The following is a 23,136-nucleotide window of genomic DNA, read 5'->3' as shown; positions in this document are numbered from 1 at the left end:
CGGCCTTTGTCTTGCCGGAAGCTTCAATGGAACGCCCGCGTTTTCGACCCTACTTCCTTCACCCGCGATTCTGGGGCCTGTGGCTGGGCCTGGGCCTGCTGTGGCTGGTGGTGCAGTTGCCCTACCGTGCCCTGCTGTGGCTCGGCAGTGCCCTGGGTGCGCTGATGTACCGTGTGGCCGGCGAGCGCCGGCGCATTGCCGCGCGCAACCTCGAGCTGTGCTTCCCGGCGCTGTCCGACGACGAACGGCGGCGCCTGCTCAAGGCCAACTTCGCCTCTACCGGTATCGCCTTCTTCGAAATGGCCATGAGCTGGTGGTGGCCCAAGGCCCGCCTGGCGCGCCTGGCCCACATCGAAGGCCTCGAGCACCTGCAGGCCGCGCAGCAAGCCGGGCAGGGCGCCATTCTGATGGCGGTGCACTTCACCACCCTGGAAATCGGCGCCGCGCTGCTGGGCCAGGCGCACACCATCGATGGCATGTACCGCGAACACGGCAACCCGCTGTTCGACTTCATCCAGCGCAGTGGCCGCGAGCGGCACAACCTCGATTCGCTGGCGGTGGAGCGTGATGACGTACGTGGCATGCTCAAGCTGCTGCGCTCGGGCCGGGCGATCTGGTACGCACCGGACCAGGATTACGGCGCCAAGCAGAGCATCTTCGTGCCGTTGTTCGGTATTCCGGCAGCCACGGTCACCGCGACCACCAAGTTCGCCCGCCTGGGCAAGGCGCAGGTGATTCCGTTCACCCAGAAGCGCCTGGAAGACGGCAGCGGCTATCGTCTTGTGATCCACCCGCCGCTGGCAGACTTCCCCGGCGAGAGCGAAGAAGCCGATTGCCTGCGCATCAACCAGTGGGTCGAAGGCGTGCTGCGCGAATGCCCCGAGCAGTACCTGTGGGCACACCGGCGTTTCAAGTCGCGGCCCGAGGGTGCACCGCGGCTCTACGACAAGAAGAAGCGCTAAGCCGTTTGTTGCCTGTGCCGGCCTCTTCGCGTCGAACCGCCGCGAAGAGGCCGGGCCTGAAAACAGCTGATCCAGGAAGGAATTCATGACGCCACCCCCGGTAACCGGTCTGATCCTCTCTGGCGGCGGCGCCCGTGCCGCCTATCAGGTCGGCGTACTCGCCGGCATCGCCGAGCTGCTGCCGCCCGGCGCGCACAACCCGTTCCCGGTCATCGTCGGCACCTCGGCCGGCGCCATCAACGCCGTCACCCTGGCCAGCGGTGCCACCCGCTTCAACGACGCCGTGCAGCGCCTCACCACGTTCTGGCAGAACTTCCGCAGCCGGCTGGTCATCCGCAGCGACTGGCCCGGGGTGGTGCGCCAGGCCAGCCGTTTCGTCGGCCACAACCTGATGGGCCTGGGCGGCCAGGTGCCGGTGGCGTTGCTCGACAGCAGCCCCCTGCGTGGCCTGTTGGCCTCGCACCTGGACCTGGATGGCATCGGCCACGCCATCGCCGCCGAGCAACTGCGAGCCGTTGCCGTGACCGCATTTGGCTATGAAAGTGGCCAGGCGGTAACCTTCTACCAAGGGCGCGGCACCATCGACGCCTGGCTGCGCCACCGCCGCATCGGTGTGCCCACACCGTTGACCATCGATCACCTGCTGGCCAGCGCGGCGATCCCGCTGCTGTTCGCCCCGGTGCGCCTGGGCGACGAGTACTACGGCGACGGCGCGGTGCGCCAGTCGGCCCCGATCAGCCCGGCCCTGCACCTGGGCGCCAGCCGGGTGCTGGTGGTCGGGGTCAGTGGCAACCCGCAGCGCCCGGCGGCGCCGTTGCCAACCCCGCGCGTGTTCAGCGGCCAGCAGCCGAGCCTGGCGCAGATCGGCGCGCACATGCTCAACAGCACCTTCATCGACAGCCTCGAGGACGACATCGAGTTGCTGCAGCGGCTCAACCACCTCAGCCGGCTGCTGCCGGCGCACCTGGATGCACGGCGCCTGGGGCTGGCGCCGATCGAGGTGCTGGTGGTCGCGCCGAGCCAACCGCTGGACGAGATAGCCGCGCGCCACCGGCGTGAGCTACCGGCGGCCTTGCGCCTGTTCCTGCGCGGCCCGGGGGCGACCCGCACCAGTGGGGCGGGGGTGTTGAGCTACCTGCTGTTCGAGGCCAGCTATTGCAGCGAGCTGATCGAACTGGGGCGGCGCGATGCCTTGGCCAAGAAGCGCGAGCTGTGCCAGTTCCTGGGGCTTTGATGTTGCCTGCACCGGCCTCTTCGCGGCGTCGAACCGCCGCGAAAGGGCCGGTGCAGGTCATTCGGCTATCTGCAGCTTGCGCGCCTGGGTATACACATACCGGACCTTCTCGTACTCGAACGGCGAGTTGAGCTGCCCGTAGCGGAATTTGGTGGTGTAGCGCTTGTCGACCACGCGCAAGGCGAAGATCTCCGGGTGATTTTCGCTGGCCTCGGCCACGTTCAGGTAATTGACCGCCTGCTCGCCGGCATAGTCCACCACCAGGCCGGTGGTGTCGCGCAGGTTCGACGGGCCGAGCACCGGCAGCATCAGGTACGGCCCCTCTGGCACCCCATAGAAGCCCAGGGTCTGGCCAAAGTCCTCGCTCTGGCGCGGCAGGCCCATGCTGGTTGCCGGGTCCCACAAGCCCCCCACGCCGATGATGGTGTTGAACATCAGCCGCGCGGTGATTTCCGCCGAGCGCTTGGCCTTGAGCTGCAGCACGCTGTTGAACAGGTTCGGCACATCACCCAGGTTGTTGAAGAAGTTGCTCACCCCCGTGCGCACGAAGCTGGGGGTGACGTACTGGTAGCCGCTGACCAGTGGCAGCAGCACCCATTGGTCGAGGCGGTAGTTGAAGTGGTAGATGCGCCGGTTCACCGATTCCAGCGGGTCGTACACGTTCAGGGCTTCCAGGGTCGAACGTTCGAATTCGCGCTGGTCGAGCCCCGGGTTGAATTTCAGTGCGCGCAGCGGGTCGATGAAGCCGTCGTCCTCCGGCGCCAGCGGCGCCTGGGTGACTTGCGGGTCGGCTTCGATCACGCTGGCCCGTGGCGCGGTTTCCGCAGCCAGGGCATTGCCGGCGACGACTAGCAGCGCGGTGGCGAGGAGGAATTTGTTAGCCACGGAAGAACTCCAGCATGGCGTCGCTGTTGACGCGGTAATTGAGGTTGCCGCAATGGCCGCCATGGGGGTAAAGGGTCAGGCGATCACCAAACACCTTGCGCAGGAAACCGATATCGCCAGGGCCGAGGATGACGTCGTCGGCGTTGTGCATCACGGCGATCTTGTCGCTGTTGTGCAGGTAGTCCTCCAGGGCATACAGGCTGACCTGGTTGACCAGTTGCAGGATGCTGTTGCCATCGGTGCGGGCGCGCCACATCGGGATCACTTGTTCGGTCATGTAGCAGTCGAAGTCGCATTGCAGGGCGCGCTTGAAGAACGGCGTCAGGCTGCTGCCCTCGGTGATCGGGAACTTCGGCGGAATGATCAGGCCGCGGCGGTTGATCAGGTCGGAGGTGAAGGCGATGTCGGCGGCCGAGAAGCGGAACGAGGTGCCGATGAGCATGGCCATCTGTTCGTTGGAAAGGTGCTGTTTGGACTGCTGGAAGTCGTACAGCAGGGCGTCGTTGAGGTCGATGTAGCCCTTGTCCTGGAAGTAGCGGGTGAGCTTCTCGAGCATCAGCTCATAGAAGGTGGTGCTGCGGTCGATGCCCTTGACCTGGGTCTGCACCAGTTTGTCGAGGTTGTTGATCGAGGTGTACAGGTTGACCGGTGGATTGAGCAGCAGCACGCGCTTGAAGTTGAAGCTGCGCCGGGTTTCGTCGAGGTGGCTGACGAATGCAGCGTCCAGCGCGCCCAGGCTGTAGCCGGTGAGGTAGTACTCGCTGACCGGCAGGCGCGGGTGCTGGGCACGCACGGCCTGCATCACCCGGTACATGTCTTCGGCGTCTTCCTGGCTGACCCCGGGGGTGGCGAAGCGCGAGGCGGCGCTCATGAAGTCGTAGCTGGTCGGCGACGACAGCTGCACCACGTGGAAGCCGGCCTGGTAGAACAGCTTCTTGAGGTATTCGTTGATGCTGCTGGAGTAGGGCGCACCGGTACCGGCGATGAGGAAGATCAGCGGTGCCTCGTGGTCCTGACGGGCCAGGCGGTACTTGAGCTTCTTCACCGCCCAGAAATTGTCGGGCAGGGTGAACTCGCGCTCCGGGCGCAGGTTCAGGCTGTAGTCGGACTGGTCGATGTCATCGTCGCTGGGCAGGGTCGGGCGCTGCTCCGGCGGCGTGGTGGCGATGGTCGCCTCGAACGGGTTGGTCAAGGGGTAGCCGTAGCTCGCGGCGTCGATGTCCCGCGCCGAAGCGGCCGCAGCCATGAGCAGGCCGCCAAGAAGGGCGGCAAGGCGCCAAGATCGAAGCATGTATTCCCCCAGAAGGATGAAGGTCGTGCAGTACGCAGGCTAGGACCACGATAGCCTGGGCAAAGTTGCCAAGTGCGGTGGCCTTTGGTGTGCTTGTTATCTGCAACATAGCTGCAGGGTTGTGATTTTGCCTTACAACCGGGCTTGGGCGATCATGGATGATTTCGATTACCGCTATTGGAGAACGGGATGTCTCGATCACTGCCGGCCGCTCTACTGCTGATGTTTGTGGCCCTTTGGCTCGCGGCCAGTTATGGCGTGCGCTATGGGTTGATGGAGGATGGGCAGTGGGTCGGGCTGTGCACGGCGCCAGGCGACCACTGGCAGTGCCAGGTGCGTTCGTTGCTGGGGTTGGGCATTCACTTTCAGGTGATGGCCTGGGCCGGGTTGGGGTTGGCCTTGCTCGCGCAGCTGGTTTCGGGGCGCGCGGGATGGTGGCTGGCGGTGTTGGCATTGGTGTTCGGCATTCCCGCCCTGGTGCTGTACACCGCCAGCATTGCGGTATTCGTGGTGGTGCTGGCGGGGTTGCGGCTGGTCCGGCAACCGCGCCGGGGCTGACAAGGGCCGCAAAGCGGCCCCAGGGTATCAAGCCAGGCGCAACCGCAAGCTTCTCCACAAGGCTGCAGTCATCAGCACACTGACCACCGCCCAGCCCCAGGCCTGCTGGTTCTCCAGCCCTTCCCGATACAGCTGCGGCAACACCCCGGCCCCGACGATGAACGCCAGCAGCGCCACTTCTGCACGCCGTGCAGCCACCGGCCTCAGCAGGTACACCAGCGCCGGCAGGGCCAGCGTCACGCTCGGGAAGCTGCGGTAGCGCGGGTCGAACACCATCGCCAGCATGCTCACCGCTGCGGCAAAGCCGGCGGCCAGCAACAGCCACCCCGCATGCGCCTGCAGGTAACCGAACAACCGCTCGCGCCAGCCGTTGCGGCGGGCCAAGGCAAGGGCAGCATGCATCAGCACCAGCAGGTTCAACCCGGCCAGCACCACCGCCCACACCCACTCCCCGGCAAACCGTGCATGGGTGCGCATCAACTCGCCCCACAGCCCCAGGCAGCCCGCGCCAAACGCGGCCAGCAGCGGCAGCAGCAAGGCTGTCAGCGGTGTGGCGGGGCGCCCGGCCATCAGCAGCGTGAGTGCCATCAACAGCACGCTCGCCAGCAACCATTGCGGCCAGTAATGCAGGTTGCTGACCGGTCCTTCGAGCACTCCCTTGTCCTGCCGGTCGGCATCGTACAGCCCCCAGTAACCGCCCACGGCGCCTTCACTGGCACGCTTCCATGGCTGGTCGAATGCTTCGATCAGGTTGTAGTGCCAGCCATTGGCCTCGGCCATGCCGACGAAGCCACGAATGAACCGCGCCTCGTTGGCGCGGCTGGGCACGGCGGTCTCGCGCTGGCGGCCTTCGCTGGGCCAGCCGGTTTCGCCGATGAAGATGTCCTTGGGCGCGAAACGGTTGCCGAACACCTGGCGCACCTCGGCGACATGGGCCAGGGCATCGTCGATGCCGCGCGGGTCGTCTTCCCAGTAGGGCAGCAGGTGGATGGTCAGGAAGTCCACTGCCGGCGCCACCTGTGGGTGCTGCAACCAGAACTCCCAGACATCGGCGTAGGTCACCGGCACCTTGACCTGGCTTTTCACTTTGTTGATCAGCGTGGCCAGTTGCTCGCCGGTCACTTCCTTGCGCAACAGCGCCTCGTTACCGACGATCACCGCGCTGACCACGTCCGGGTTGGCGTTGGCGGCGGCGATCAGCGCGTCCACCTCCTTCCCGGTGTCGACCGGGTTGGCGTTGACCCAGGCGCCGAGCATCACCTTCAGGCCATGCTTGCGCGCCAGCGCCGGGATTGCCTCAAGACCGGTCATCGAATAGGTGCGAATGCACTGGAATCGCTCGGCCAGCAATGCCAGGTCGGCATCCATGCGCGCCGGGCGCAGGCGAAAAGGCTGGTCGAACGGCGACTGGTCCTTGTCGAACGGGGTGTACGACGCGCACTGCAGTTTGTGCGTGGGGCTGGCGGCGTCGGGCAGCAGGACGGGCTTGCCCAGCCCGTACCAGAGCGCCCCCAGCCCGAGCAGGGCGAGCAGGCAGGCGAGCAGGTACAGTGGCAGCAGCAGGCGGGAAGCATCAGGCATCGGGCGGTCCATCGTCAGGCGCAAAGCGTTAGATAGTAGCCCGGCGCCAAACCTTTGGCATGCAAGGATCGCGCAGGCTGGCGTAGGTCGATGCCGCTAATGGCATAGTGCTGTCGCATATGGGGCGGGTACAGGTCGCAGTGGGAGCAGGTCGACCTGTGTTGCAGGAAGATGATGCAATCTCCAAGACCTGACGAGGGGATGCTTTGATGGCTACTTTTACAAGAATGCGCCGTTTCCTGGGTGTGGGCACCGCCCTGGTATTGGCCATGAGCGCTGCACAGGCCATGGCCAAAGAAGTAAGCATTGGTTACGTGGACGGTTGGGCCGACAGTGTGGCGACCACCAACGTCGCCGCGGAGGTGATCAAGCAGAAGCTCGGCTATGACGTGAAGCTGCAGGCCGTGGCCACCGGCATCATGTGGCAGGGTGTCGCCACCGGCAAGCTCGACGCCATGCTCTCGGCCTGGCTGCCGGTCACCCACGGTGAATACTGGGCCAAGAACAAGGACAACGTGGTCGACTACGGCGCCAACTTCAAGGATGCCAAGATCGGCCTGATCGTGCCTGAGTACGTCAAGGCCGTGAGCATTGCCGACCTCAAGACCGACAGCAGCTTCAAGCAGAAGATCGTTGGTATCGATGCCGGCTCCGGGGTAATGCTCAAGACCGACCAGGCCATCAAGGACTACGACCTGACCGGCTACAAGCTGCAGGCCAGCTCCGGAGCGGCAATGACCGCCGAACTGGGCCGTGCGTATGCCAAGCAGCAGTCGATTGCCGTGACCGGCTGGGTGCCGCACTGGATGTTCGCCAAGTGGAAGCTGAAGTTCCTCGAAGACCCGAAAGGGGTGTACGGCGCGGCCGAGACCGTGAACAGCATCGGCAGCAAAGAGCTGGCGACCAAGGCCCCGGAAGTGGCGGACTTCCTGAAGAAGTTCAGCTGGCAGTCCAAGGATGAGATCGGCGAGGTGATGCTGGCGATCCAGGAAGGCGCCAAGCCCGAAGCGGCGGCCAAGGACTGGGTGGCCAAGCACCCGGACCGGGTGAAGGAGTGGACTGGCAAGTAACAACCCTTCAGGGCCAGTTTTGCTTCTTCGCGGGCTTGCCCGCTCCCACAACGGTTATCACGGTTCTGAATGCTGTGAAATACCTGTGGGAGCGGGCGTGCCCGCGAATGGGCCTCAAGGTTTGTTACGCAATCGGTAAAACACCGTTGCATCTAAGACTAAGGTCGTCTGGTTGGCGTCCAACAGCTGCATAAAGTAAGGGTGTGGGTTCCATCCCCTACCTGTGCTGCTAGGACAAAAACAATGAACGACAGCATTTACCTCTCGATACAAAACAGCCCGCGCTTCAAGGAGCTGGTCAGCAAACGTGAACGGTTCGCCTGGATTCTCTCGGCGATCATGCTCGGCCTCTACTGCGCCTTCATCCTCCTGATCGCCTACGGTCCTCAGGTTCTGGGCACCAAGCTCAGCCCTGACTCGTCGATTACCTGGGGCATTCCCCTGGGCGTCGGCCTGATCGTTTCGGCATTCGTCCTGACCGCCATCTACGTGCGCCGCGCCAACGGCGAGTTCGATGAGCTGAACAAGGCCATCCTGAAGGAGGCGCAACAATGATTCGCCACGCCAAAGCCCTGGCCGTCCTGGCCTGCGGAGCCTTCGCACCCGCCGTGTGGGCCGCCGATGCCCTGACCGGCGAGGTGCAGAAACAACCGCTGAACGTTCCGGCGATCGCCATGTTCGTGGCCTTCGTCGCCTTTACCCTCGGCATCACCTACTGGGCCTCCAAGCGCAACAAGTCGGCGGCCGACTACTACGCCGCCGGTGGCAAGATCACCGGCTTCCAGAACGGCCTTGCGATTGCCGGTGACTACATGTCGGCGGCCTCGTTCCTGGGGATTTCCGCCCTGGTGTTCACCTCTGGCTACGATGGCCTGATCTACTCGATCGGCTTCCTGGTCGGTTGGCCGATCATCCTCTTCCTGATTGCCGAACGGCTGCGCAACCTCGGCAAGTACACCTTTGCCGACGTCGCCTCGTACCGCCTCGGGCAGAAGGAAATCCGCACCCTGTCGGCCTCAGGTTCGCTGGTGGTTGTGGCGTTCTACCTGATCGCGCAGATGGTCGGCGCGGGCAAGCTGATCGAGTTGCTGTTCGGCCTCGACTACCACGTCGCGGTGATCCTGGTGGGTATCCTGATGTGCCTGTACGTGCTGTTCGGCGGCATGCTGGCCACCACCTGGGTACAGATCATCAAGGCCGTGCTGCTGCTGTCCGGTGCCAGCTTCATGGCGCTGATGGTGATGAAGCACGTGGGCTTTGACTTCAACACCCTGTTCTCCGAAGCGATCAAGGTGCACGCCAAGGGCGAGGCGATCATGAGCCCGGGCGGCCTGGTCAAGGACCCGATCTCGGCGTTCTCCCTGGGCCTGGCGCTGATGTTCGGTACCGCTGGCCTGCCACACATCCTGATGCGCTTCTTCACCGTCAGTGACGCCAAGGAAGCCCGCAAGAGCGTGCTGTACGCCACCGGCTTCATCGGCTACTTCTACATCCTGACCTTCATCATCGGCTTCGGCGCGATCCTGCTGGTCAGCACCAACCCGGACTTCAAGGACGCCGCTGGCGCCCTGATCGGCGGCAACAACATGGCGGCGGTGCACCTGGCCGACGCCGTGGGTGGCAGCGTGTTCCTCGGCTTCATCTCGGCCGTGGCCTTCGCCACCATCCTGGCGGTGGTTGCGGGCCTGACCCTGGCCGGTGCCTCGGCGGTTTCCCACGACCTGTACGCCAGCGTGTGGCGCAAGGGCAAGGCCAACGACAAGGACGAGATCCGCGTGTCGAAGATCACCACCATCGCCCTCGGCGTGCTGGCGATCGGCCTGGGCATCCTGTTCGAGAAGCAGAACATCGCCTTCATGGTCGGCCTTGCGTTCTCCATCGCCGCCAGCTGCAACTTCCCGGTGCTGCTGCTCTCGATGTACTGGAAGAAACTGACCACCCGTGGCGCCATGATCGGCGGCTGGCTGGGCCTGGTCAGCGCAGTGACGCTGATGATCCTTGGCCCGACCATCTGGGTGCAGATCCTCGGCCATGAAAAAGCCATCTACCCGTACGAATATCCAGCGCTGTTCTCGATGATCATCGCCTTCGTCGGTATCTGGTTCTTCTCGGTCACCGACAAGTCCAAGGCTGCCGATGACGAGCGCGCGCTGTTCTACCCGCAGTTCGTCCGTTCGCAGACTGGCCTGGGGGCTTCCGGCGCGGTCTCGCACTGACAGCCATCGGCCATGAAAAAACCGCGCCTCGGCGCGGTTTTTTCATGTTCTGCGGCTAGATCATGCCTAGCAGCAATAGCACCAGCAGAATCACCAGCACCACGCCGACGATGCCGGAAGGGCCGTAGCCCCAGCTGCGCGAGTGCGGGAAGACCGGTAAGCCACCAATCAGCAGAAGGATCAGGATGATGATGAGAATCGTGGTCATGACGGAATCCTTGCGTGGTTGAGGGTCAAGGGCCTGGGACTGCTGGCCTCTTGTAAATTCGGACTGTTGCCGCTTGTGAAAGATTCCATCTTTGTGCTGCCTGTACCGGCCCTTTCGCGGGCAAGCCCGCTCCCACAGGGATCCCATGATCCTCGGGATTAGAGTGAACCTGTGGGAGCGGGCTTGCCCGCGAAAGGGCCGGACCTGACCACGCAGTCATGCCTGCCCATTCACTATCCTGATGGATCCTGCCTCCCACCAAGGCCTTGATTAGACTCGTTGCACAACCTGTCAGAACAAGGCGTGCCACCATGCAAAACCGCATCATGATCACTGGCGCCGGCTCGGGCCTGGGCCGCGAGATCGCCCTGCGCTGGGCGCGCGAGGGCTGGCGCCTGGCGCTGGCCGATGTCAACGAAGCAGGCCTGCGCGAAACCCTGGCGTTGGTGCGGGCCGCGGGCGGCGAGGGCTTCGTCCAGCGCTGCGACGTGCGCGACTACAGCCAGCTCACCGCCCTGGCCCAGGCCTGCGAAGAAAAATTCGGCGGCATCGATGTGCTCGTCAACAACGCCGGCGTCGCCTCGGGCGGCTTCTTCGCCGAGCTGTCGCTGGAAGACTGGGACTGGCAGATCGCGGTCAACCTGATGGGCGTGGTCAAGGGCTGCAAGGCGTTCCTGCCGCAGCTGGAGCGCAGCAAGGGGCGGATCATCAACGTCGCCTCCATGGCGGCGCTGATGCAGGGGCCGGGGATGAGCAACTACAACGTGGCCAAGGCCGGTGTGCTGGCGCTGTCGGAAAGCCTGCTGGTGGAATTGCGCCAGCTGGAAGTGGCGGTGCACTGCGTGTGCCCGTCGTTCTTCCAGACCAACCTGCTCGAGTCCTTCCGTGGGCCGAACCCGGCGATGAAGGCCCAGGTCGGCAAGCTGCTGGAAGGCTCGCCGATCAGCGCGGCCGATATCGCCGACTACATCCACCAGCAAGTCGTGGCGGGCGAGTTTCTGATCCTGCCCCATGAGGCCGGGCGCCAGGCCTGGCAACTCAAACGTCAGGCGCCGGAGCGGCTGTATGACGAGATGGCAGACATGGCGGTCAAGATGCGGGCCAAGGCGCAGCCCCGCTGATTGTGGGAGTTGTCTGTAGGAGAAGTTACCAGCCATTGTAGGCCTGCTCTGAATTACTGGTGAAGTATTGTCCAGACGAATATCCCCAAGCACTCTGCGGTTTTTTCCTGTTGCGAGAGGACCGGAGCATGTTGGTGATCGGGCGTGAAGTCGGCGAAGTCATCACCATTGGTGACGATATTCGGATCAAGGTGGTGGAAACGCGCAATGGCATGGTGCGCTTCGGCGTGGAAGCACCGCGCAAGGTGCCGGTGCACCGGGCCGAGGTGTATCGGCGGATCAAGGCAGCGCAAGCATGCAAGGCTGATCAGCCCTGATTAGCCTGTAACGGCCACTTCGCGGCTAAAGCCGCGAAGAGGCCGGCCCTGTCAGTCGAGCAGCTCGCGGGGCACGTCGTGCTTGGCCAGCAACTGGCACTGCTGGCTCTCCAGGTCGAACAGGATGAACGCCTGGCCCTTGGCCAATGCCTGGCGCACCCGCAGCACGCGGGTTTCCAGCGGGGTATCGTCGCCGTTGTCGGTGCCGTCGCGGGTGACGAAGTCCTCGATCAGGCGGGTCAGGGTTTCGGCTTGCAGTTGGTCGTAGGGGATCAGCATGGGCGGCGCACGGTCTTGTTCATGAATCCCTGCATGCTACGCGATTCCTTGGCCATCAGCTTTTGTTTCCTACCAGGCTGTCCACGGCCGGCACCCGGGTGTCGCTCTCCATCTGCGCATCGTGCTCCAGCTGGTGGCTGAAGCGATCGAGCGAGGCATTGGCCGGTTGCGAGTCGCTGGCGAATACCGGCGGGCTGAGCAGGTAGGCCGAAAGCAGCCGGCTGAGCGCGGCCAGGCTGTCGATATGGGTGCGCTCGTAGCCATGGGTGGCATCGCAGCCGAACGCCACCAGCGCGGTGCGAATGTCGTGCCCGGCGGTCACGGCCGAATGCGCGTCGCTGAAGTAGTAGCGGAACAGGTCGCGGCGCACTGGCACATCCTGGTCGCCGGCCAGCTTCAGCAGGTGGCGCGACAGGTGGTAGTCGTAAGGCCCGGAAGAATCCTGCATGGCCACGCTCACCGCATGTTCGCTGGAGGCCTGCCCCGGGGCGACCGGGGCGATGTCGATGCCGACGAACTCGCTGACGTCCCAGGGCAGGGCGCCAGCAGCGCCTGAGCCGGTTTCTTCGGTGATGGTGAACAGCGGGTGGCAGTCGATCAGCGGCTGGCGGCCGCTTTCCACTACCGCCTTGAGGGCCGCCAGCAAGGCCGCCACGCCGGCTTTGTCGTCCAGGTGGCGGGCGCTGATGTGGCCGCTTTCGGTGAACTCCGGCAGCGGGTCGAAGGCGACGAAGTCACCGATGGCAATGCCCAGCGCCTCACAATCGGCGCGGGTGGTGCAGTAGGCGTCCAGGCGCACCTCGATGTGTTCCCAGCTGATCGGCATCTGGTCGATCGCGGTGTTGAAGGCGTGCCCGCTGGCCATCAGCGGCAGCACGCTGCCACGGAACACACCGGTGTCGGTGAACACGCTGACCCGGCTGCCCTCGGCGAAGCGGCTCGACCAGCAGCCCACCGGGGCCAGGGCCAGGCGGCCGTTGTCCTGCAACTGGCGCACGCTGGCGCCGATGGTGTCGAGGTGGGCCGAGACGGCGCGGTCGGGCGAACTCTGCCGGCCCTTGAGGGTGGCGCGAATGGTGCCGCGGCGGGTCAGTTCGAAGGGGATGCCCAGCTCGTCCAGGCGTTCGGCCACGTAGCGCACGATGGTGTCGGTGAAACCGGTCGGGCTGGGGATGGCGAGCATCTCCAGCAGGACGCGCTTGAGGTAGTCGAGGTCGGGTTCGGGGAGTCGTTCGGTCATGGGTACTCCTTGGTTCCTGCGTTGGGGCCTTCGCGGGCACGCCCGCTCCCACAGGTACTGCACCGCCCTTGTGGGAGCGGGCGTGCCCGCGAAGGCCTCAACACTGATTCATGCCAAAGGCCGGCTATGCGGGAACAGCAGGTCGACAAACCGTTCAGCCGTCGGCTGCGGTTCATGGTTGGCCAGCCCGGCGCGCTCGTTGGCTTCGATGATCACGTAATCCGGGTGTTCGGCATCGCGGACTATGAAGTCCAGGCCCACCACCGGGATTTCCAGCGCCCGCGCCGCCCGCACGGCCGCATCGGCCAGCACCGGGTGCAGGCGCTCGGTGACGTCTTCCAGGGTGCCACCGGTATGCAGGTTGGCCGTGCGCCGCACCGCCAGGCGCTGGCTGGCCGGCAGCACATCGTCGTAGCCCAGGCCCGCGCCGTGCAACGTGCGCTCGGTCTCGTCATCCAGCGGGATGCGGCTTTCGCCACCGGTTGCTGCCTGGCGCCGACGGCTCTGCGCCTCGATCAGCTGGCGGATGCTGTGCTTGCCATCACCGATCACCTGGGCCGGGTGGCGAATCGCCGCCGCCACCACCTCATAGCCGATCACCAGGATGCGCAGGTCGCTGCCGGCATGGAAGCTCTCCAGCAGCACGCGGCTGTCGAAACGGCGAGCGTTTTCCACGGCCTGGGTCAGCTCCTCGATGCAGGTGAGATTGACCGCCACGCCCTGGCCCTGTTCGCCATCCACCGGCTTGACCACCACCGCGCCATGCTCGTCGAGAAACGCCAGGTTGTCGTCGGCATTGCCGGCCAGCTGCTGCGCCGGTACCTGCAGCCCGGCGTTGCGCAGGGCATGTTGGGTCAGGCGCTTGTCCTGGCACAGGGTCATGGTCACGGCGCTGGTCAGGTCGCTCAACGACTCGCGGCAGCGGATGCGCCGCCCGCCCAGGCTCAGGGTGAACAGCCCGGCGGAAGCGTCGTCCACCTGCACCTCGATGCCCCGGCGCATGGCCTCATCGACAATGATGCGGGCGTAGGGGTTCAGGCCGGCTTCCGGGCCGGGGCCGAGGAACAGCTGCTGGTTGATGCCATTTTTGCGCTTGACCGCGAAGGTCGGCAGGTTGCGGAAACCGAGCTTCTCGTACAGGCGCTTTGCCTGGCGGTTGTCGTGCAGCACCGACAGGTCGAGGTAGGCCAGGCCCCGGCTCATGAAATGCTCGATCAGGTGGCGCACCAGCACCTCGCCCACGCCCGGGCGGGTGCACTGCGGGTCCACCGCCAGGCACCACAGGCTGCTGCCGTGTTCCGGGTCGTCGAACGCCTTGCTGTGGTTCAGGCCCATGACACTGCCGATCACCGCGCCGCTGTCTTCATCCTCGGCCAGCCAGTACACCGGGCCACCGAGGTGGCGCGGGGTGACCCGTTCAGGGTCGACCGGCAGCATGCCGCGCGCCTGGTACAAGGTGTTGATCGCCTGCCAGTCGCCGGGGTTCTGCGCCCGGCGCACGCGGAAGCCGCGGAACACCCGCTGCGCAGGGCGGTAGTCGGTGAACCACAGGCGCAAGGTGTCGGAAGGGTCGAGGAACAGCTGTTGCGGCGCCTGGGCCAGCAACTGCTGCGGTGCGGCCACGTACAAGGCGATGTCACGCTCGCCAGGGCGTTCGTCCTGCAGCGCGGCAGCCAGGCTGGCGGCGTCCGGGTAGGTGTGGCCGATCAGCAGGCGCCCCCAGCCACAGTGCAACGCCCGCGGCTGGTCGTGGGGCTCGCTGCCGTCGCCGGCCAGGCGCGCCTGCAGGCGCTCGTAGGATGGCGCCTGGCCGCGCAGCAGGCGCTGACCGTAAGCGATTTCGTGGGCTTTCATCGGTCAGATTCCTTGTTCGCTGAGCCACAGGTTCAGGGCCGCCAGTTGCCACAGCTTGGAGCCGCGCAACGGGGTGAGCTGGCCGTGCGGGTTGCTCAGCAGGCGGTCGAGCATGGCCGGGTTGAACAGGCCACGGTCCTGGCTGGGGTCGGTCAGCAGGTCGCGCACCCAGCCCAGGGTCGCGCCTTCCAGGTGCTTGAGGCCGGGCACCGGGAAGTAACCCTTCTTGCGGTCGATCACCTCATGGGGGATCACCCGCCGTGCGGCCTGCTTGAGCACCTGCTTGCCGCCATCGGGCAGCTTGAAGCGAGCCGGAATGCGCGCCGACAGTTCGACCAGGCGGTAGTCGAGGAACGGCGTGCGGGCCTCCAGGCCCCAGGCCATGGTCATGTTGTCGACCCGTTTGACCGGGTCGTCGACCAGCATCACCGTGCTGTCCAGGCGCAAGGCCTTGTCCACGGCATCGGGTGCACCGGGGCGGGCGAAGTGCTCGCGGACGAACTCGCCGGCAGCGTCGGTTTCCAGCAACCAGGGGGCCTGGACGGTATCGCGGTACTCGTCATGGCTGCGGTCGAAGAAGGCGTCACGGTAGGCGCCGAAGGCATCGTCGGCACCGTCCACTTTCGGGTACCAGTGGTAACCGGCGAACAGCTCGTCGGCGCCCTGGCCGCTCTGCACGCCCTTGCAATGCTTGGCCACTTCCCGCGACAGCAGGTAGAACGCGATGCAGTCGTGGCTGACCATCGGCTCGCTCATGGCGCGGAACGCGGCCGGCAATTGCTCGATGATCTCGTGCTCGGCGATGCGCAACTGGTGGTGGCGGGTGCCGTAATGCTTGGCGATCAGGTCGGAGTACTGGAACTCGTCACCGCGTTCGCCCCCGGCATCTTCGAAACCGATGGAGAAGGTCGACAGGTCGTCCACGCCGACGTCGCGCAGCAGGCCGACCAGCAGGCTGGAGTCGACACCGCCCGACAGCAGCACACCCACATCGACGGCGGCACGCTGGCGGATCGCCACGGCATCACGGGTAGCGTCGAGCACGCGGGTGGTCCAGCCTTCCAGGTCGAGGTCGCGCTCGTCCGGGTTGGGGCCGTAGTGCAGCTGCCACCAGGTCTGGCGCTCGACTTCACCATGGCGGTCGACGCGCATCCAGGTGCCGGGCTCGAGCTTCTGCACATTGGCCAGCAACGTGCGTGGCGCCGGCACCACGGCATGGAAGTTGAGGTAGTGGTTGAGCGCCACCGGGTCGATCATCGGGTCGATGTCGCCGCCCTTGAGCAGCGCCGGCAGGGTCGAGGCGAAGCGCAGGCGCTCGCCGTTGCGCGACAGGTACAGCGGCTTGACGCCGAGGCGGTCGCGTGCAAGGAACAGGCGCTGGTTGTCGCGCTCCCAGATGGCCAGGGCGAACATGCCGTTGAGCTTGGGCAGCAACGCAGCGCCCCAGGCGTGGTAGCCCTTGAGCAACACTTCGGTGTCGCCGTCGGACCAGAAGCTGTAGCCCAGGTCCTGCAGCTCCTGGCGCAGTTCTGGGAAGTTGTAGATGGCCCCGTTGAAGGCCAGCGAGAGGCCCAGGGTGTTGTCGACCATCGGCTGCGCCGACCCGTCGGACAGGTCCATGATCTTCAGCCGGCGATGGCCGAGGGCGATCGGCCCCTGGCTATGGAAGCCCCAGGCGTCTGGGCCGCGGGGCGCCAGGTGATGGGTGATGCGCTCTACCGCAGCCAGGTCGGCTGGGCGAGGGGCTTGGTCGATGGGGGTGAAACGCAACTCTCCTGCTAATCCGCACATAGGTCCTTACCGGTTTTTCCGTTGGGGAATGAGTGCCCCGGATTAGGGCACCCTGTAAGGAACTGACCTATGGGGTTTGTGGGAGTTTTAGATCGATCTGTTATAAGCAGTGGGTTGCTGTGCCGCCCTTCGCGGGCAAGCCCGCTCCCACAGGGGTATCACGCTGTCCCATTTCTGGGAGCAACTGTCTTGCTCAATTTCTAGAATCTGGCGCGATCCCTGTGGGAGCGGGCCTGCCCGCGAAGGGCCGCGCAGCGGCCCAATCTGTCACTTCCCGCGAATCAGCCTGCGCAGTATGAACCGGTTCGGATGGCAGGCCTCCGCCACCGCCCGCGGCAACGGCAATGGCTCACCACTGGCCCAGGCGGCAATCAGCTCGCCACTCAACGGCGCCGTGATCAACCCCCGCGAGCCATGCCCACTGTTCACATACAGCCCATCCAGCCATGGGCAGTCCACCTCCGGCACCTGTCGCGCATCCTTGCCGAGCACGGCATACGCCTCGGCAAACAACCCAGGGTCGGCCACCGGCCCGACAATCGGCAGGTAGTCGGGGCTGGTGCACCTGAACGCCGCACGCCCCTGCAACTGCCCGGCGTCGAGTGCCTCCGCACCCAGGCGCGAGGCCAGGTCGGTGGAGATCTCGTCCAGCAACCCCAGGTTGCCCTGGTGCTCGGCCACCGTCGGCGTGAGGTCGTCATTGTGGAAGTCGAAGCTGGCGCCCAAGGTATGTTCTCCCTGTCGGGGCGGTGCGACGTAGCCATCGGCGCAGACCACGGTGCGCAATGCACGGCTGGCGTCGGTCGCCGGCAGGCGGGTGATCTGCCCGCGAATGCGCTTGAGCGGCAGTTGCGCGCAGGGTTCGAAACGACGTACATCGGCGGCCCCGGCCAGCACCACCAGCGGTGCAGTGGCCAGCAGGTGCTCGCCATCCCACGCCTGCCACAGGCCGTCGACTTTGCGCAGTTCGACCACGTTCTGATGGAGCTGAACGCGAATACCCGGATGCTGCAACTGCGCCTGGCACAAGGCGGGAGGGTGCACCCAGCCACCTTCCGGGTAGTACAGGCCGCCCGCAGGCAACGCCACCCCGGCAATCGCCTCGGCTTCAGCCTGCTCCAGAGCGCGCAGCAGGCTGCTGTCGAAGGCTTCGGCCAGCTTGGCCTGGCGCTCGCCTTCCTTGCTGTCGAAGGCCAGTTGCAGCACGCCGCACGCGTCCCAGTCCTGGCCACGCTGCAATTGCTCCAGCTGGCGCCGGGTGTAGCCGAAACCGGCCAGGATCATCTGCGACAGGGCGGTGCCATGGGCGGACAACTTCAGGTACAGCACCCCCTGCGGGTTGCCCGACGCTTCCTGCGCGGGGGCCGCGTGGCGCTCCAGCACCGTCACCCGCCAGCCGCGAGCGGCGAGGCTCGCGGCGCTGGCGCTGCCTGCCAGGCCGGCACCGATCACCAGTGCCTGGCGCGGGCCTGCCACGGGCGCAGGGCGGGCGTACCAGGGCGCGGCGACGGCCGTTGATGCATGCCCGGTGTATTCGCCACTCATTACCTCCCACTTCTTGCCGATGCCTGGGATCTTCTTCATGGTGAAACCGGCATCGATCAGCCCACGGCGTACCCAGCCGGTGGTGGTGAAGGTACCCAGCGCAGTACCGGCGTGGGCCAGTCGCGCCAGCTGCGCGAACAGCTCGGGGGTCCACATGTCGGGGTTCTTCGCCGGCGCGAAGCCATCGAGGAACCACACGTCGATGCTGGCGTCGAGCTGCGGCAGTTGTTCCAGTACGTCACCGATCAGCAGGGTCAGGGTGACCCGGCCATGGTCGAAGCTGAACTGCTGGAAGCCGGGGTGTACCGCCACGTACTGCGCCAAAAACGGCTCGGTGAAGGCCGCCATCTCGGGCCACAGGCGCACGGCGCGGGCCATGTCGTCATGGCCAAGCGGGTATTTTTCGACACTGATGAAATGCAGGCGCGCCTCGGCAGGGGCCTGTTCGGCGAACAGCTGCCAGGCACAGAAGAAGTTCATGCCGGTGCCGAAGCCGGTCTCGCCGATCACCAGGCAGCCATGGGGCGCCAAGTTGGCGAAGCGCTGGGCCAGGCGGGTCTGTTCGAGGAACACGTAGCGGGTTTCGTCGGTGCCTTCGTTTTTCGAAAAGTAGACGTCGTCGTACTGCCGCGAGTGGGGGCGGCCCTGGTCGTCCCAGTCGATCTGGGCGTGCTGAAGAAGGGTGGACATGGTTGGCTCGGTTGCAGCGGATGTGCGGATTTTATGTCATCTGCCGGGTTTGCACAGGCACTACGCAAATCCGCTAGTCTTGCTTATCCAATGAAGGAGCCAGTGCATGTTCGAATCCGCGGAAATCGGTCACAGCATCGACAAGGAAACCTACGACGCAGAAGTCCCCGCCTTGCGCGAGGCGCTGCTGGAGGCCCAGTACGAACTCAAGCAGCAGGCGCGGTTTCCGGTGATCGTGCTGATCAACGGCATCGAAGGCGCCGGCAAGGGCGAGACGGTCAAGCTGCTCAACGAGTGGATGGACCCGCGGATGATCGACGTGCTCACCTTCGACCAGCAGACCGACGAAGAACTCGCCCGGCCACCGGCCTGGCGCTACTGGCGGGCATTGCCACCGAAAGGGCGGATGGGCGTGTTCTTCGGCAACTGGTACAGCCAGATGATCCAGGGCCGGGTGCACGGGGTATTCAAGGACGCCGTGCTCGACCAGGCCATCACCGGTGCCGAACGCCTCGAGCAGATGCTCTGCGACGAAGGCGCACTGATCATCAAGTTCTGGTTCCACCTGTCCAAGAAGCAGATGAAGGCGCGCCTGAAGTCGCTCAAGGACGACCCGCTGCACAGCTGGAAGATCAGCCCGCTGGACTGGCAGCAGTCGGAAACCTACGACCGCTTCGTGCGCTTCGGCGAGCGCGTGCTGCGCCGCACCAGCCGCGACTATGCGCCGTGGCATATCGTCGAGGGGGTTGACCCGAACTACCGCAGCCTGGCGGTAGGGCGCATCCTGCTGGAGAGCCTGCAGGCTGCGCTGGCCAACAACCCCAAGGGTAAGCACCAGGGCAACATCGCGCCGTTGGGCCGCAGCATCGACCAGCGCACCCTGATCGGTGCGCTGGACCTGAGCCGGCGCCTGGACAAGCAGGATTACCAGGAACAGCTGGTCACCGAGCAGGCCCGCCTGGCCGGGCTGCTGCGCCACAAGCACATGCGCCGTCACGCGCTGGTGGCGGTGTTCGAGGGTAACGACGCAGCTGGCAAAGGCGGGGCGATACGCCGCGTGGCGGCAGCGCTGGACCCGCGGCAATACCGCATCGTGCCCATTGCCGCCCCCACCGAGGAGGAGCGCGCCCAGCCCTACCTGTGGCGTTTCTGGCGGCATATTCCGGCCCGTGGCAAGTTCACCATCTTCGATCGCTCCTGGTACGGACGGGTGCTGGTCGAACGGGTCGAAGGGTTTTGCACGCCGGGTGACTGGATGCGCGCCTACGGTGAGATCAACGACTTCGAGGAACAATTGGTCAACGCCGGTGTGGTGTTGGTCAAGTTCTGGCTGGCGATCGACCAGCAGACCCAGCTGGAGCGCTTTGAAGAGCGCGAGCAGATCCCGTTCAAGCGCTACAAGATCACCGAAGACGACTGGCGCAACCGCGACAAGTGGGACGACTACGCCCAGGCCGTGGGCGACATGGTCGACCGTACCAGCAGCGAAATTGCACCCTGGACGCTGGTCGAAGCCAATGACAAGCGCTGGGCACGGGTGAAGGTGCTGCGCACGATCAACGAAGCCCTGGAAGCTGCGTTCGAGAAGGACAAGAAATGACCAGGCATGCCGCCAGGGAATGACCCGATGAATTTATTTCCCGGTATTTTCCGCCGGCTCGGTGCGCCAAGCCCTTAGAATTCGCTTACCCCCACCAAGGGCTGATTCGAGGACTGTATGCACACAACTTCCGGCCGTTGGGGCTACGGCCTGTTCCTGGCACTTCTGACCGCGCTGCTCTGGGGCATCCTGCCGATCAAGCTCAAGCAGGTATTGCAGGTGGTCGACCCGCTGACCGTCACCTGGTACCGCTTGCTGGTCTCCGGCGGCGTGCTGTTCGCCTGGCTGGCGACCCAGCGGCGCCTGCCTTCGCTGCGCACGCTGGCGCCCAAGGGCAGGGCCCTGGTGGTGGTGGCGGTGTTCGGCCTGATGGGCAACTACGTGCTGTACCTGATCGGCCTGAACCTGTTGAGCCCGGGCACCGCCCAGCTGGTGGTGCAGATCGGCCCGGTGCTGTTGCTGGTGGCCAGCGTGTTCGTGTTCAAGGAGCGCTTCAGCCTGGGGCAGGGCCTCGGCCTGCTGGTGCTGCTGGGCGGTTTCGGCCTGTTCTTCAACCAGCGCCTCGAAGAGCTGCTGACCTCGCTTGGCGCCTATACCACGGGGGTCCTGACCGTTCTGCTGGCCACCAGCATCTGGGTGTTCTATGCCCTGAGCCAGAAGCAGCTGCTGACGGTGTGGCATTCGCAGCAGGTGATGATGGTCATCTACCTGAGCTGCGCGGCACTGCTGACGCCTTGGGTGCATCCGCTGGAGGCGCTGCAATTGACCCCGGTGCAAGGCTGGCTGTTGCTGGCCTGCTGCCTGAACACCCTGGTGGCCTATGGCGCGTTTGCCGAGGCGCTGGCGCATTGGGAGGCGTCGCGGGTGAGTGCCACGCTGGCGCTGACGCCTTTGGTGACCTTTGTCGCGGTGGCGCTGGCGGCCGTGGTGTGGCCGGAGTATGTGCAGGCCGAAGACATCAATGCCCTGGGTTATATGGGGGCGGTGACGGTGGTGGCAGGGTCGACCCTGGTGGCCCTGGGGCCATCGCTGGTGGCCGGATGGAAGGCCAGAAGGGCGCGCCTGGCCTAAGATTACGCGTTCTCTGTGGGAGCGGGCGTGCCCGCGAAGAGTGCTCCGCGGTGGATGGCACGGGCGTCGCCCGTGTTCGCGGGCTCGCCCGCTCCCACAGAGATCGGGTGAAGACTGTTCGCGGAGTCAGCCTTTGCCACCGGGCGCCAGCATGTTCTCAGGCCTTACCCACTGGTCGAACTGCTCGTTGGTCAGGTACTTCAACTCCAGCGCCGCCTCACGCAAGGTCTTGCCCTCGCCATAGGCTTTCTTGGCAATTTCCGCCGCCTTGTCATAGCCAATGTGTGGGTTCAGCGCCGTCACCAGCATCAGCCCGCGTTCCAGGTGCGCCGCCATCTGTTCGGCATCCGGCTCGATCCCGGCCACGCAGTGCTGCTGGAAGTTGCGGCAGCCATCGGCCAGCAGTTCCACCGACTGCAGCAGGTTGTGGATGATCACCGGCTTGAACACGTTCAGTTGCAGGTGACCCTGGCTGGCGGCAAAGCCGATCGCCGCGTCGTTGCCCAGTACCTGGCAGGCCAGCATCGACAGCGCTTCGCACTGGGTCGGGTTGACCTTGCCCGGCATGATCGAGCTGCCCGGCTCGTTCGCCGGCAGGCGCACTTCGGCCAGCCCTGCACGCGGGCCGGAGCCGAGCAGGCGCAGGTCGTTGGCGATCTTCATCAGCGCCACCGCCAGGGTCTTCAGGGCACCGGCCAGGCTGGTCAGCGGTTCATGGCCGGCGAGGGCGGCGAATTTGTTGGGCGCGGTGACGAAGGGCAGGCCGGAGAGGGCGGCCAGCTCGGCGGCCACGGCTTCGGCAAAACCATGCGGGGCGTTCAGCCCGGTGCCCACGGCCGTACCGCCCTGGGCCAGCTCGCACACCGCCGGCAAGGTGGCGCGGATGGCGCGCCGGGCGTAGTCGAGCTGGGCGACGAAGGCCGAGACTTCCTGGCCGAAGGTGATCGGCGTGGCGTCCATCATGTGTGTGCGGCCGGTCTTGACCAGCTTGCTGTGGCGCGCCGACAGCTCGGCCAGCCCCGACGACAGCTCGGCTATCGCCGGCAGCAGTTTTTCATGCACGGCCTGGGCGGCGGCGATGTGCATGGCCGTGGGGAAGCAGTCGTTGGAGCTCTGCGAGCGGTTGACGTGGTCGTTGGGGTGCACCGGCGCCTTGCCACCGCGGCCCTTGCCGGCCAGCTCGTTGGCGCGCCCGGCGATCACCTCGTTGACGTTCATGTTGCTCTGGGTACCGCTACCGGTCTGCCACACCACCAGCGGGAACTGGTCGTCGTGCTCGCCGTCGAGCACTTCGTCGGCGGCCTGTTCGATCAGCCGGGCGATGTCGGCGGGCAAATCGCCGTTGCGGTCGTTGACCCGCGCGGCGGCTTTCTTGATGAGTGCCAGGGCGTGCAGCACCGCGAGCGGCATGCGTTCCTTGCCAATGGCAAAGTTGATCAGCGAGCGCTGGGTCTGTGCGCCCCAGTAGGCGTCCTCAGGAACTTCGACCGGGCCCAGGCTGTCTGTCTCGATACGGCTCATGCTGCGTTCACTCCTTTGTCAGTCAGAATCAGCAGTTTAGGCCCTCATGCGTGCGAGCGGTTCATTCGCTCGTCGTGCCACTTGAGCGCTGCGCCCTTGCGG

General features: G+C 65.4%; 20 protein-coding genes. 10 read left to right on the top strand and 10 right to left on the bottom strand.

Annotation, left to right across the window (positions count from 1 at the left end):
- Positions 1-26 precede the first annotated feature (26 nt).
- Together CAF78_RS11365 and CAF78_RS11360 are read left to right on the top strand one after the other, a co-directional pair.
- Positions 27-962 carry a lipid A biosynthesis lauroyl acyltransferase gene (locus tag CAF78_RS11365; protein WP_085675407.1) on the top strand — a complete coding sequence of 312 codons (936 nt, stop codon included), beginning with the start codon at positions 27-29 and terminating at the stop codon, positions 960-962.
- Between the two features lie 85 nt (positions 963-1,047).
- Positions 1,048-2,196, top strand: a complete 1,149-nt coding sequence (locus CAF78_RS11360; protein WP_085675408.1) for a patatin-like phospholipase family protein — start codon at positions 1,048-1,050, stop codon at positions 2,194-2,196.
- Positions 2,197-2,253: 57 nt separating this feature from the next.
- Here the strand turns inward: CAF78_RS11360 and CAF78_RS11355 are convergent, their stop codons facing one another.
- Both CAF78_RS11355 and CAF78_RS11350 read right to left on the bottom strand, forming a co-directional pair.
- Positions 2,254-2,997 carry a VacJ family lipoprotein gene (locus CAF78_RS11355; protein WP_371856893.1) on the bottom strand — a complete coding sequence of 248 codons (744 nt, stop codon included), beginning with the start codon at positions 2,995-2,997 and terminating at the stop codon, positions 2,254-2,256.
- A 76-nt stretch (positions 2,998-3,073) separates the two neighbouring features.
- Positions 3,074-4,372 carry a serine/threonine protein kinase gene (locus tag CAF78_RS11350; RefSeq protein ID WP_079226928.1) on the bottom strand — a complete coding sequence of 433 codons (1,299 nt, stop codon included), beginning with the start codon at positions 4,370-4,372 and terminating at the stop codon, positions 3,074-3,076.
- 189 nt (positions 4,373-4,561) lie between these two features.
- Here CAF78_RS11350 and CAF78_RS11345 point away from each other — a divergent pair, with 189 nt between their 5' ends.
- Positions 4,562-4,930 (top strand): hypothetical protein, encoded by a 369-nt coding sequence (locus CAF78_RS11345; RefSeq protein WP_085675410.1) that lies wholly within the window; start codon positions 4,562-4,564, stop codon positions 4,928-4,930.
- Between the two features lie 27 nt (positions 4,931-4,957).
- On the opposite strand, the gene CAF78_RS11340 is transcribed toward CAF78_RS11345, so the two are convergent.
- Positions 4,958-6,523: a glycosyl hydrolase family 17 protein gene (locus CAF78_RS11340; protein ID WP_085675411.1), complete on the bottom strand. Its 1,566-nt coding sequence runs from the start codon at positions 6,521-6,523 to the stop codon at positions 4,958-4,960.
- 197 nt (positions 6,524-6,720) lie between these two features.
- On the opposite strand from CAF78_RS11340, the gene CAF78_RS11335 reads away from it, so the two are divergent.
- The 3 genes from CAF78_RS11335 to CAF78_RS11325 all read left to right on the top strand — a co-directional run bounded on the left by CAF78_RS11335 (position 6,721) and on the right by CAF78_RS11325 (position 9,797).
- On the top strand, positions 6,721-7,581 hold the full coding sequence (locus CAF78_RS11335; RefSeq protein ID WP_085675412.1) for a glycine betaine ABC transporter substrate-binding protein: 861 nt from the start codon (positions 6,721-6,723) through the stop codon (positions 7,579-7,581).
- Between the two features lie 243 nt (positions 7,582-7,824).
- Positions 7,825-8,136 (top strand): DUF485 domain-containing protein, encoded by a 312-nt coding sequence (locus CAF78_RS11330; RefSeq protein ID WP_085675413.1) that lies wholly within the window; start codon positions 7,825-7,827, stop codon positions 8,134-8,136.
- Positions 8,133-9,797 (top strand): cation acetate symporter, encoded by a 1,665-nt coding sequence (locus CAF78_RS11325; protein WP_085675414.1) that lies wholly within the window; start codon positions 8,133-8,135, stop codon positions 9,795-9,797. Before CAF78_RS11330 ends, CAF78_RS11325 begins: the two co-directional genes overlap by 4 nt.
- A gap of 55 nt (positions 9,798-9,852) precedes the next feature.
- Here the strand turns inward: CAF78_RS11325 and CAF78_RS11320 are convergent, their stop codons facing one another.
- Positions 9,853-10,005: a DUF3309 family protein gene (locus CAF78_RS11320; protein WP_012271016.1), complete on the bottom strand. Its 153-nt coding sequence runs from the start codon at positions 10,003-10,005 to the stop codon at positions 9,853-9,855.
- A gap of 311 nt (positions 10,006-10,316) precedes the next feature.
- On the opposite strand from CAF78_RS11320, the gene CAF78_RS11315 reads away from it, so the two are divergent.
- Both CAF78_RS11315 and csrA read left to right on the top strand, forming a co-directional pair.
- Complete coding sequence (locus CAF78_RS11315) at positions 10,317-11,126, top strand: SDR family oxidoreductase (protein ID WP_085675415.1); 810 nt, start codon at positions 10,317-10,319, stop codon at positions 11,124-11,126.
- A gap of 128 nt (positions 11,127-11,254) precedes the next feature.
- Positions 11,255-11,443 carry a carbon storage regulator CsrA gene (gene csrA / locus CAF78_RS11310; RefSeq protein WP_085675416.1) on the top strand — a complete coding sequence of 63 codons (189 nt, stop codon included), beginning with the start codon at positions 11,255-11,257 and terminating at the stop codon, positions 11,441-11,443.
- 51 nt (positions 11,444-11,494) lie between these two features.
- Here the strand turns inward: csrA and CAF78_RS11305 are convergent, their stop codons facing one another.
- The 5 genes from CAF78_RS11305 to mnmC form a co-directional block, all read right to left on the bottom strand.
- Positions 11,495-11,722: a YheU family protein gene (locus tag CAF78_RS11305; RefSeq protein ID WP_003252629.1), complete on the bottom strand. Its 228-nt coding sequence runs from the start codon at positions 11,720-11,722 to the stop codon at positions 11,495-11,497.
- 55 nt (positions 11,723-11,777) lie between these two features.
- Positions 11,778-12,962, bottom strand: a complete 1,185-nt coding sequence (locus tag CAF78_RS11300) for an osmoprotectant NAGGN system M42 family peptidase (RefSeq protein ID WP_085675417.1) — start codon at positions 12,960-12,962, stop codon at positions 11,778-11,780.
- Positions 12,963-13,070: 108 nt separating this feature from the next.
- Entirely contained in the window at positions 13,071-14,816 is a 1,746-nt protein-coding gene (gene ngg, locus CAF78_RS11295) for an N-acetylglutaminylglutamine synthetase (protein ID WP_085675418.1), read from the bottom strand.
- Positions 14,817-14,819: 3 nt separating this feature from the next.
- Positions 14,820-16,607, bottom strand: a complete 1,788-nt coding sequence (locus tag CAF78_RS11290; RefSeq protein ID WP_085675419.1) for an N-acetylglutaminylglutamine amidotransferase — start codon at positions 16,605-16,607, stop codon at positions 14,820-14,822.
- Between the two features lie 267 nt (positions 16,608-16,874).
- Complete coding sequence (gene mnmC / locus CAF78_RS11285) at positions 16,875-18,842, bottom strand: bifunctional tRNA (5-methylaminomethyl-2-thiouridine)(34)-methyltransferase MnmD/FAD-dependent 5-carboxymethylaminomethyl-2-thiouridine(34) oxidoreductase MnmC (protein WP_085675420.1); 1,968 nt, start codon at positions 18,840-18,842, stop codon at positions 16,875-16,877.
- Positions 18,843-18,948: 106 nt separating this feature from the next.
- Between mnmC and pap the strand changes: the two genes are divergently transcribed.
- Positions 18,949-20,442 carry a polyphosphate:AMP phosphotransferase gene (gene pap, locus CAF78_RS11280; protein ID WP_085675421.1) on the top strand — a complete coding sequence of 498 codons (1,494 nt, stop codon included), beginning with the start codon at positions 18,949-18,951 and terminating at the stop codon, positions 20,440-20,442.
- Between the two features lie 117 nt (positions 20,443-20,559).
- A complete protein-coding gene (locus tag CAF78_RS11275) occupies positions 20,560-21,513 on the top strand; it encodes a DMT family transporter (protein ID WP_085675422.1) in 954 nt (317 codons plus the stop codon).
- 126 nt (positions 21,514-21,639) lie between these two features.
- Here CAF78_RS11275 and CAF78_RS11270 read toward each other — a convergent pair whose 3' ends face one another.
- Entirely contained in the window at positions 21,640-23,034 is a 1,395-nt protein-coding gene (locus CAF78_RS11270) for a class II fumarate hydratase (RefSeq protein ID WP_085675423.1), read from the bottom strand.
- Between the last annotated feature and the right edge of the window lie 102 nt (positions 23,035-23,136).

Source organism: Pseudomonas sp. R28(2017), assembly GCF_002112505.1.
Taxonomy (GTDB): domain Bacteria; phylum Pseudomonadota; class Gammaproteobacteria; order Pseudomonadales; family Pseudomonadaceae; genus Aquipseudomonas.
This window is presented reverse-complemented; position numbering and strand designations above follow the sequence as displayed.

Excerpts from the sequence above, each read along its gene's own strand:
- CAF78_RS11365 (WP_085675407.1), top strand. The coding sequence starts at position 27 with ATGGAACGCCCGCGTTTTCGACCCTACTTCCTTCACCCGCGATTCTGG.
- CAF78_RS11360 (WP_085675408.1), top strand. The coding sequence starts at position 1,048 with ATGACGCCACCCCCGGTAACCGGTCTGATCCTCTCTGGCGGCGGCGCC.
- CAF78_RS11350 (WP_079226928.1), bottom strand. The coding sequence starts at position 4,372 with ATGCTTCGATCTTGGCGCCTTGCCGCCCTTCTTGGCGGCCTGCTCATG.
- CAF78_RS11345 (WP_085675410.1), top strand. The coding sequence starts at position 4,562 with ATGTCTCGATCACTGCCGGCCGCTCTACTGCTGATGTTTGTGGCCCTT.
- CAF78_RS11340 (WP_085675411.1), bottom strand. The coding sequence starts at position 6,523 with ATGGACCGCCCGATGCCTGATGCTTCCCGCCTGCTGCTGCCACTGTAC.
- CAF78_RS11335 (WP_085675412.1), top strand. The coding sequence starts at position 6,721 with ATGGCTACTTTTACAAGAATGCGCCGTTTCCTGGGTGTGGGCACCGCC.
- CAF78_RS11330 (WP_085675413.1), top strand. The coding sequence starts at position 7,825 with ATGAACGACAGCATTTACCTCTCGATACAAAACAGCCCGCGCTTCAAG.
- CAF78_RS11325 (WP_085675414.1), top strand. The coding sequence starts at position 8,133 with ATGATTCGCCACGCCAAAGCCCTGGCCGTCCTGGCCTGCGGAGCCTTC.
- CAF78_RS11320 (WP_012271016.1), bottom strand. The coding sequence starts at position 10,005 with ATGACCACGATTCTCATCATCATCCTGATCCTTCTGCTGATTGGTGGC.
- CAF78_RS11315 (WP_085675415.1), top strand. The coding sequence starts at position 10,317 with ATGCAAAACCGCATCATGATCACTGGCGCCGGCTCGGGCCTGGGCCGC.
- csrA (WP_085675416.1), top strand. The coding sequence starts at position 11,255 with ATGTTGGTGATCGGGCGTGAAGTCGGCGAAGTCATCACCATTGGTGAC.
- CAF78_RS11305 (WP_003252629.1), bottom strand. The coding sequence starts at position 11,722 with ATGCTGATCCCCTACGACCAACTGCAAGCCGAAACCCTGACCCGCCTG.
- CAF78_RS11300 (WP_085675417.1), bottom strand. The coding sequence starts at position 12,962 with ATGACCGAACGACTCCCCGAACCCGACCTCGACTACCTCAAGCGCGTC.
- ngg (WP_085675418.1), bottom strand. The coding sequence starts at position 14,816 with ATGAAAGCCCACGAAATCGCTTACGGTCAGCGCCTGCTGCGCGGCCAG.
- CAF78_RS11290 (WP_085675419.1), bottom strand. The coding sequence starts at position 16,607 with ATGTGCGGATTAGCAGGAGAGTTGCGTTTCACCCCCATCGACCAAGCC.
- mnmC (WP_085675420.1), bottom strand. The coding sequence starts at position 18,842 with ATGTCCACCCTTCTTCAGCACGCCCAGATCGACTGGGACGACCAGGGC.
- pap (WP_085675421.1), top strand. The coding sequence starts at position 18,949 with ATGTTCGAATCCGCGGAAATCGGTCACAGCATCGACAAGGAAACCTAC.
- CAF78_RS11275 (WP_085675422.1), top strand. The coding sequence starts at position 20,560 with ATGCACACAACTTCCGGCCGTTGGGGCTACGGCCTGTTCCTGGCACTT.
- CAF78_RS11270 (WP_085675423.1), bottom strand. The coding sequence starts at position 23,034 with ATGAGCCGTATCGAGACAGACAGCCTGGGCCCGGTCGAAGTTCCTGAG.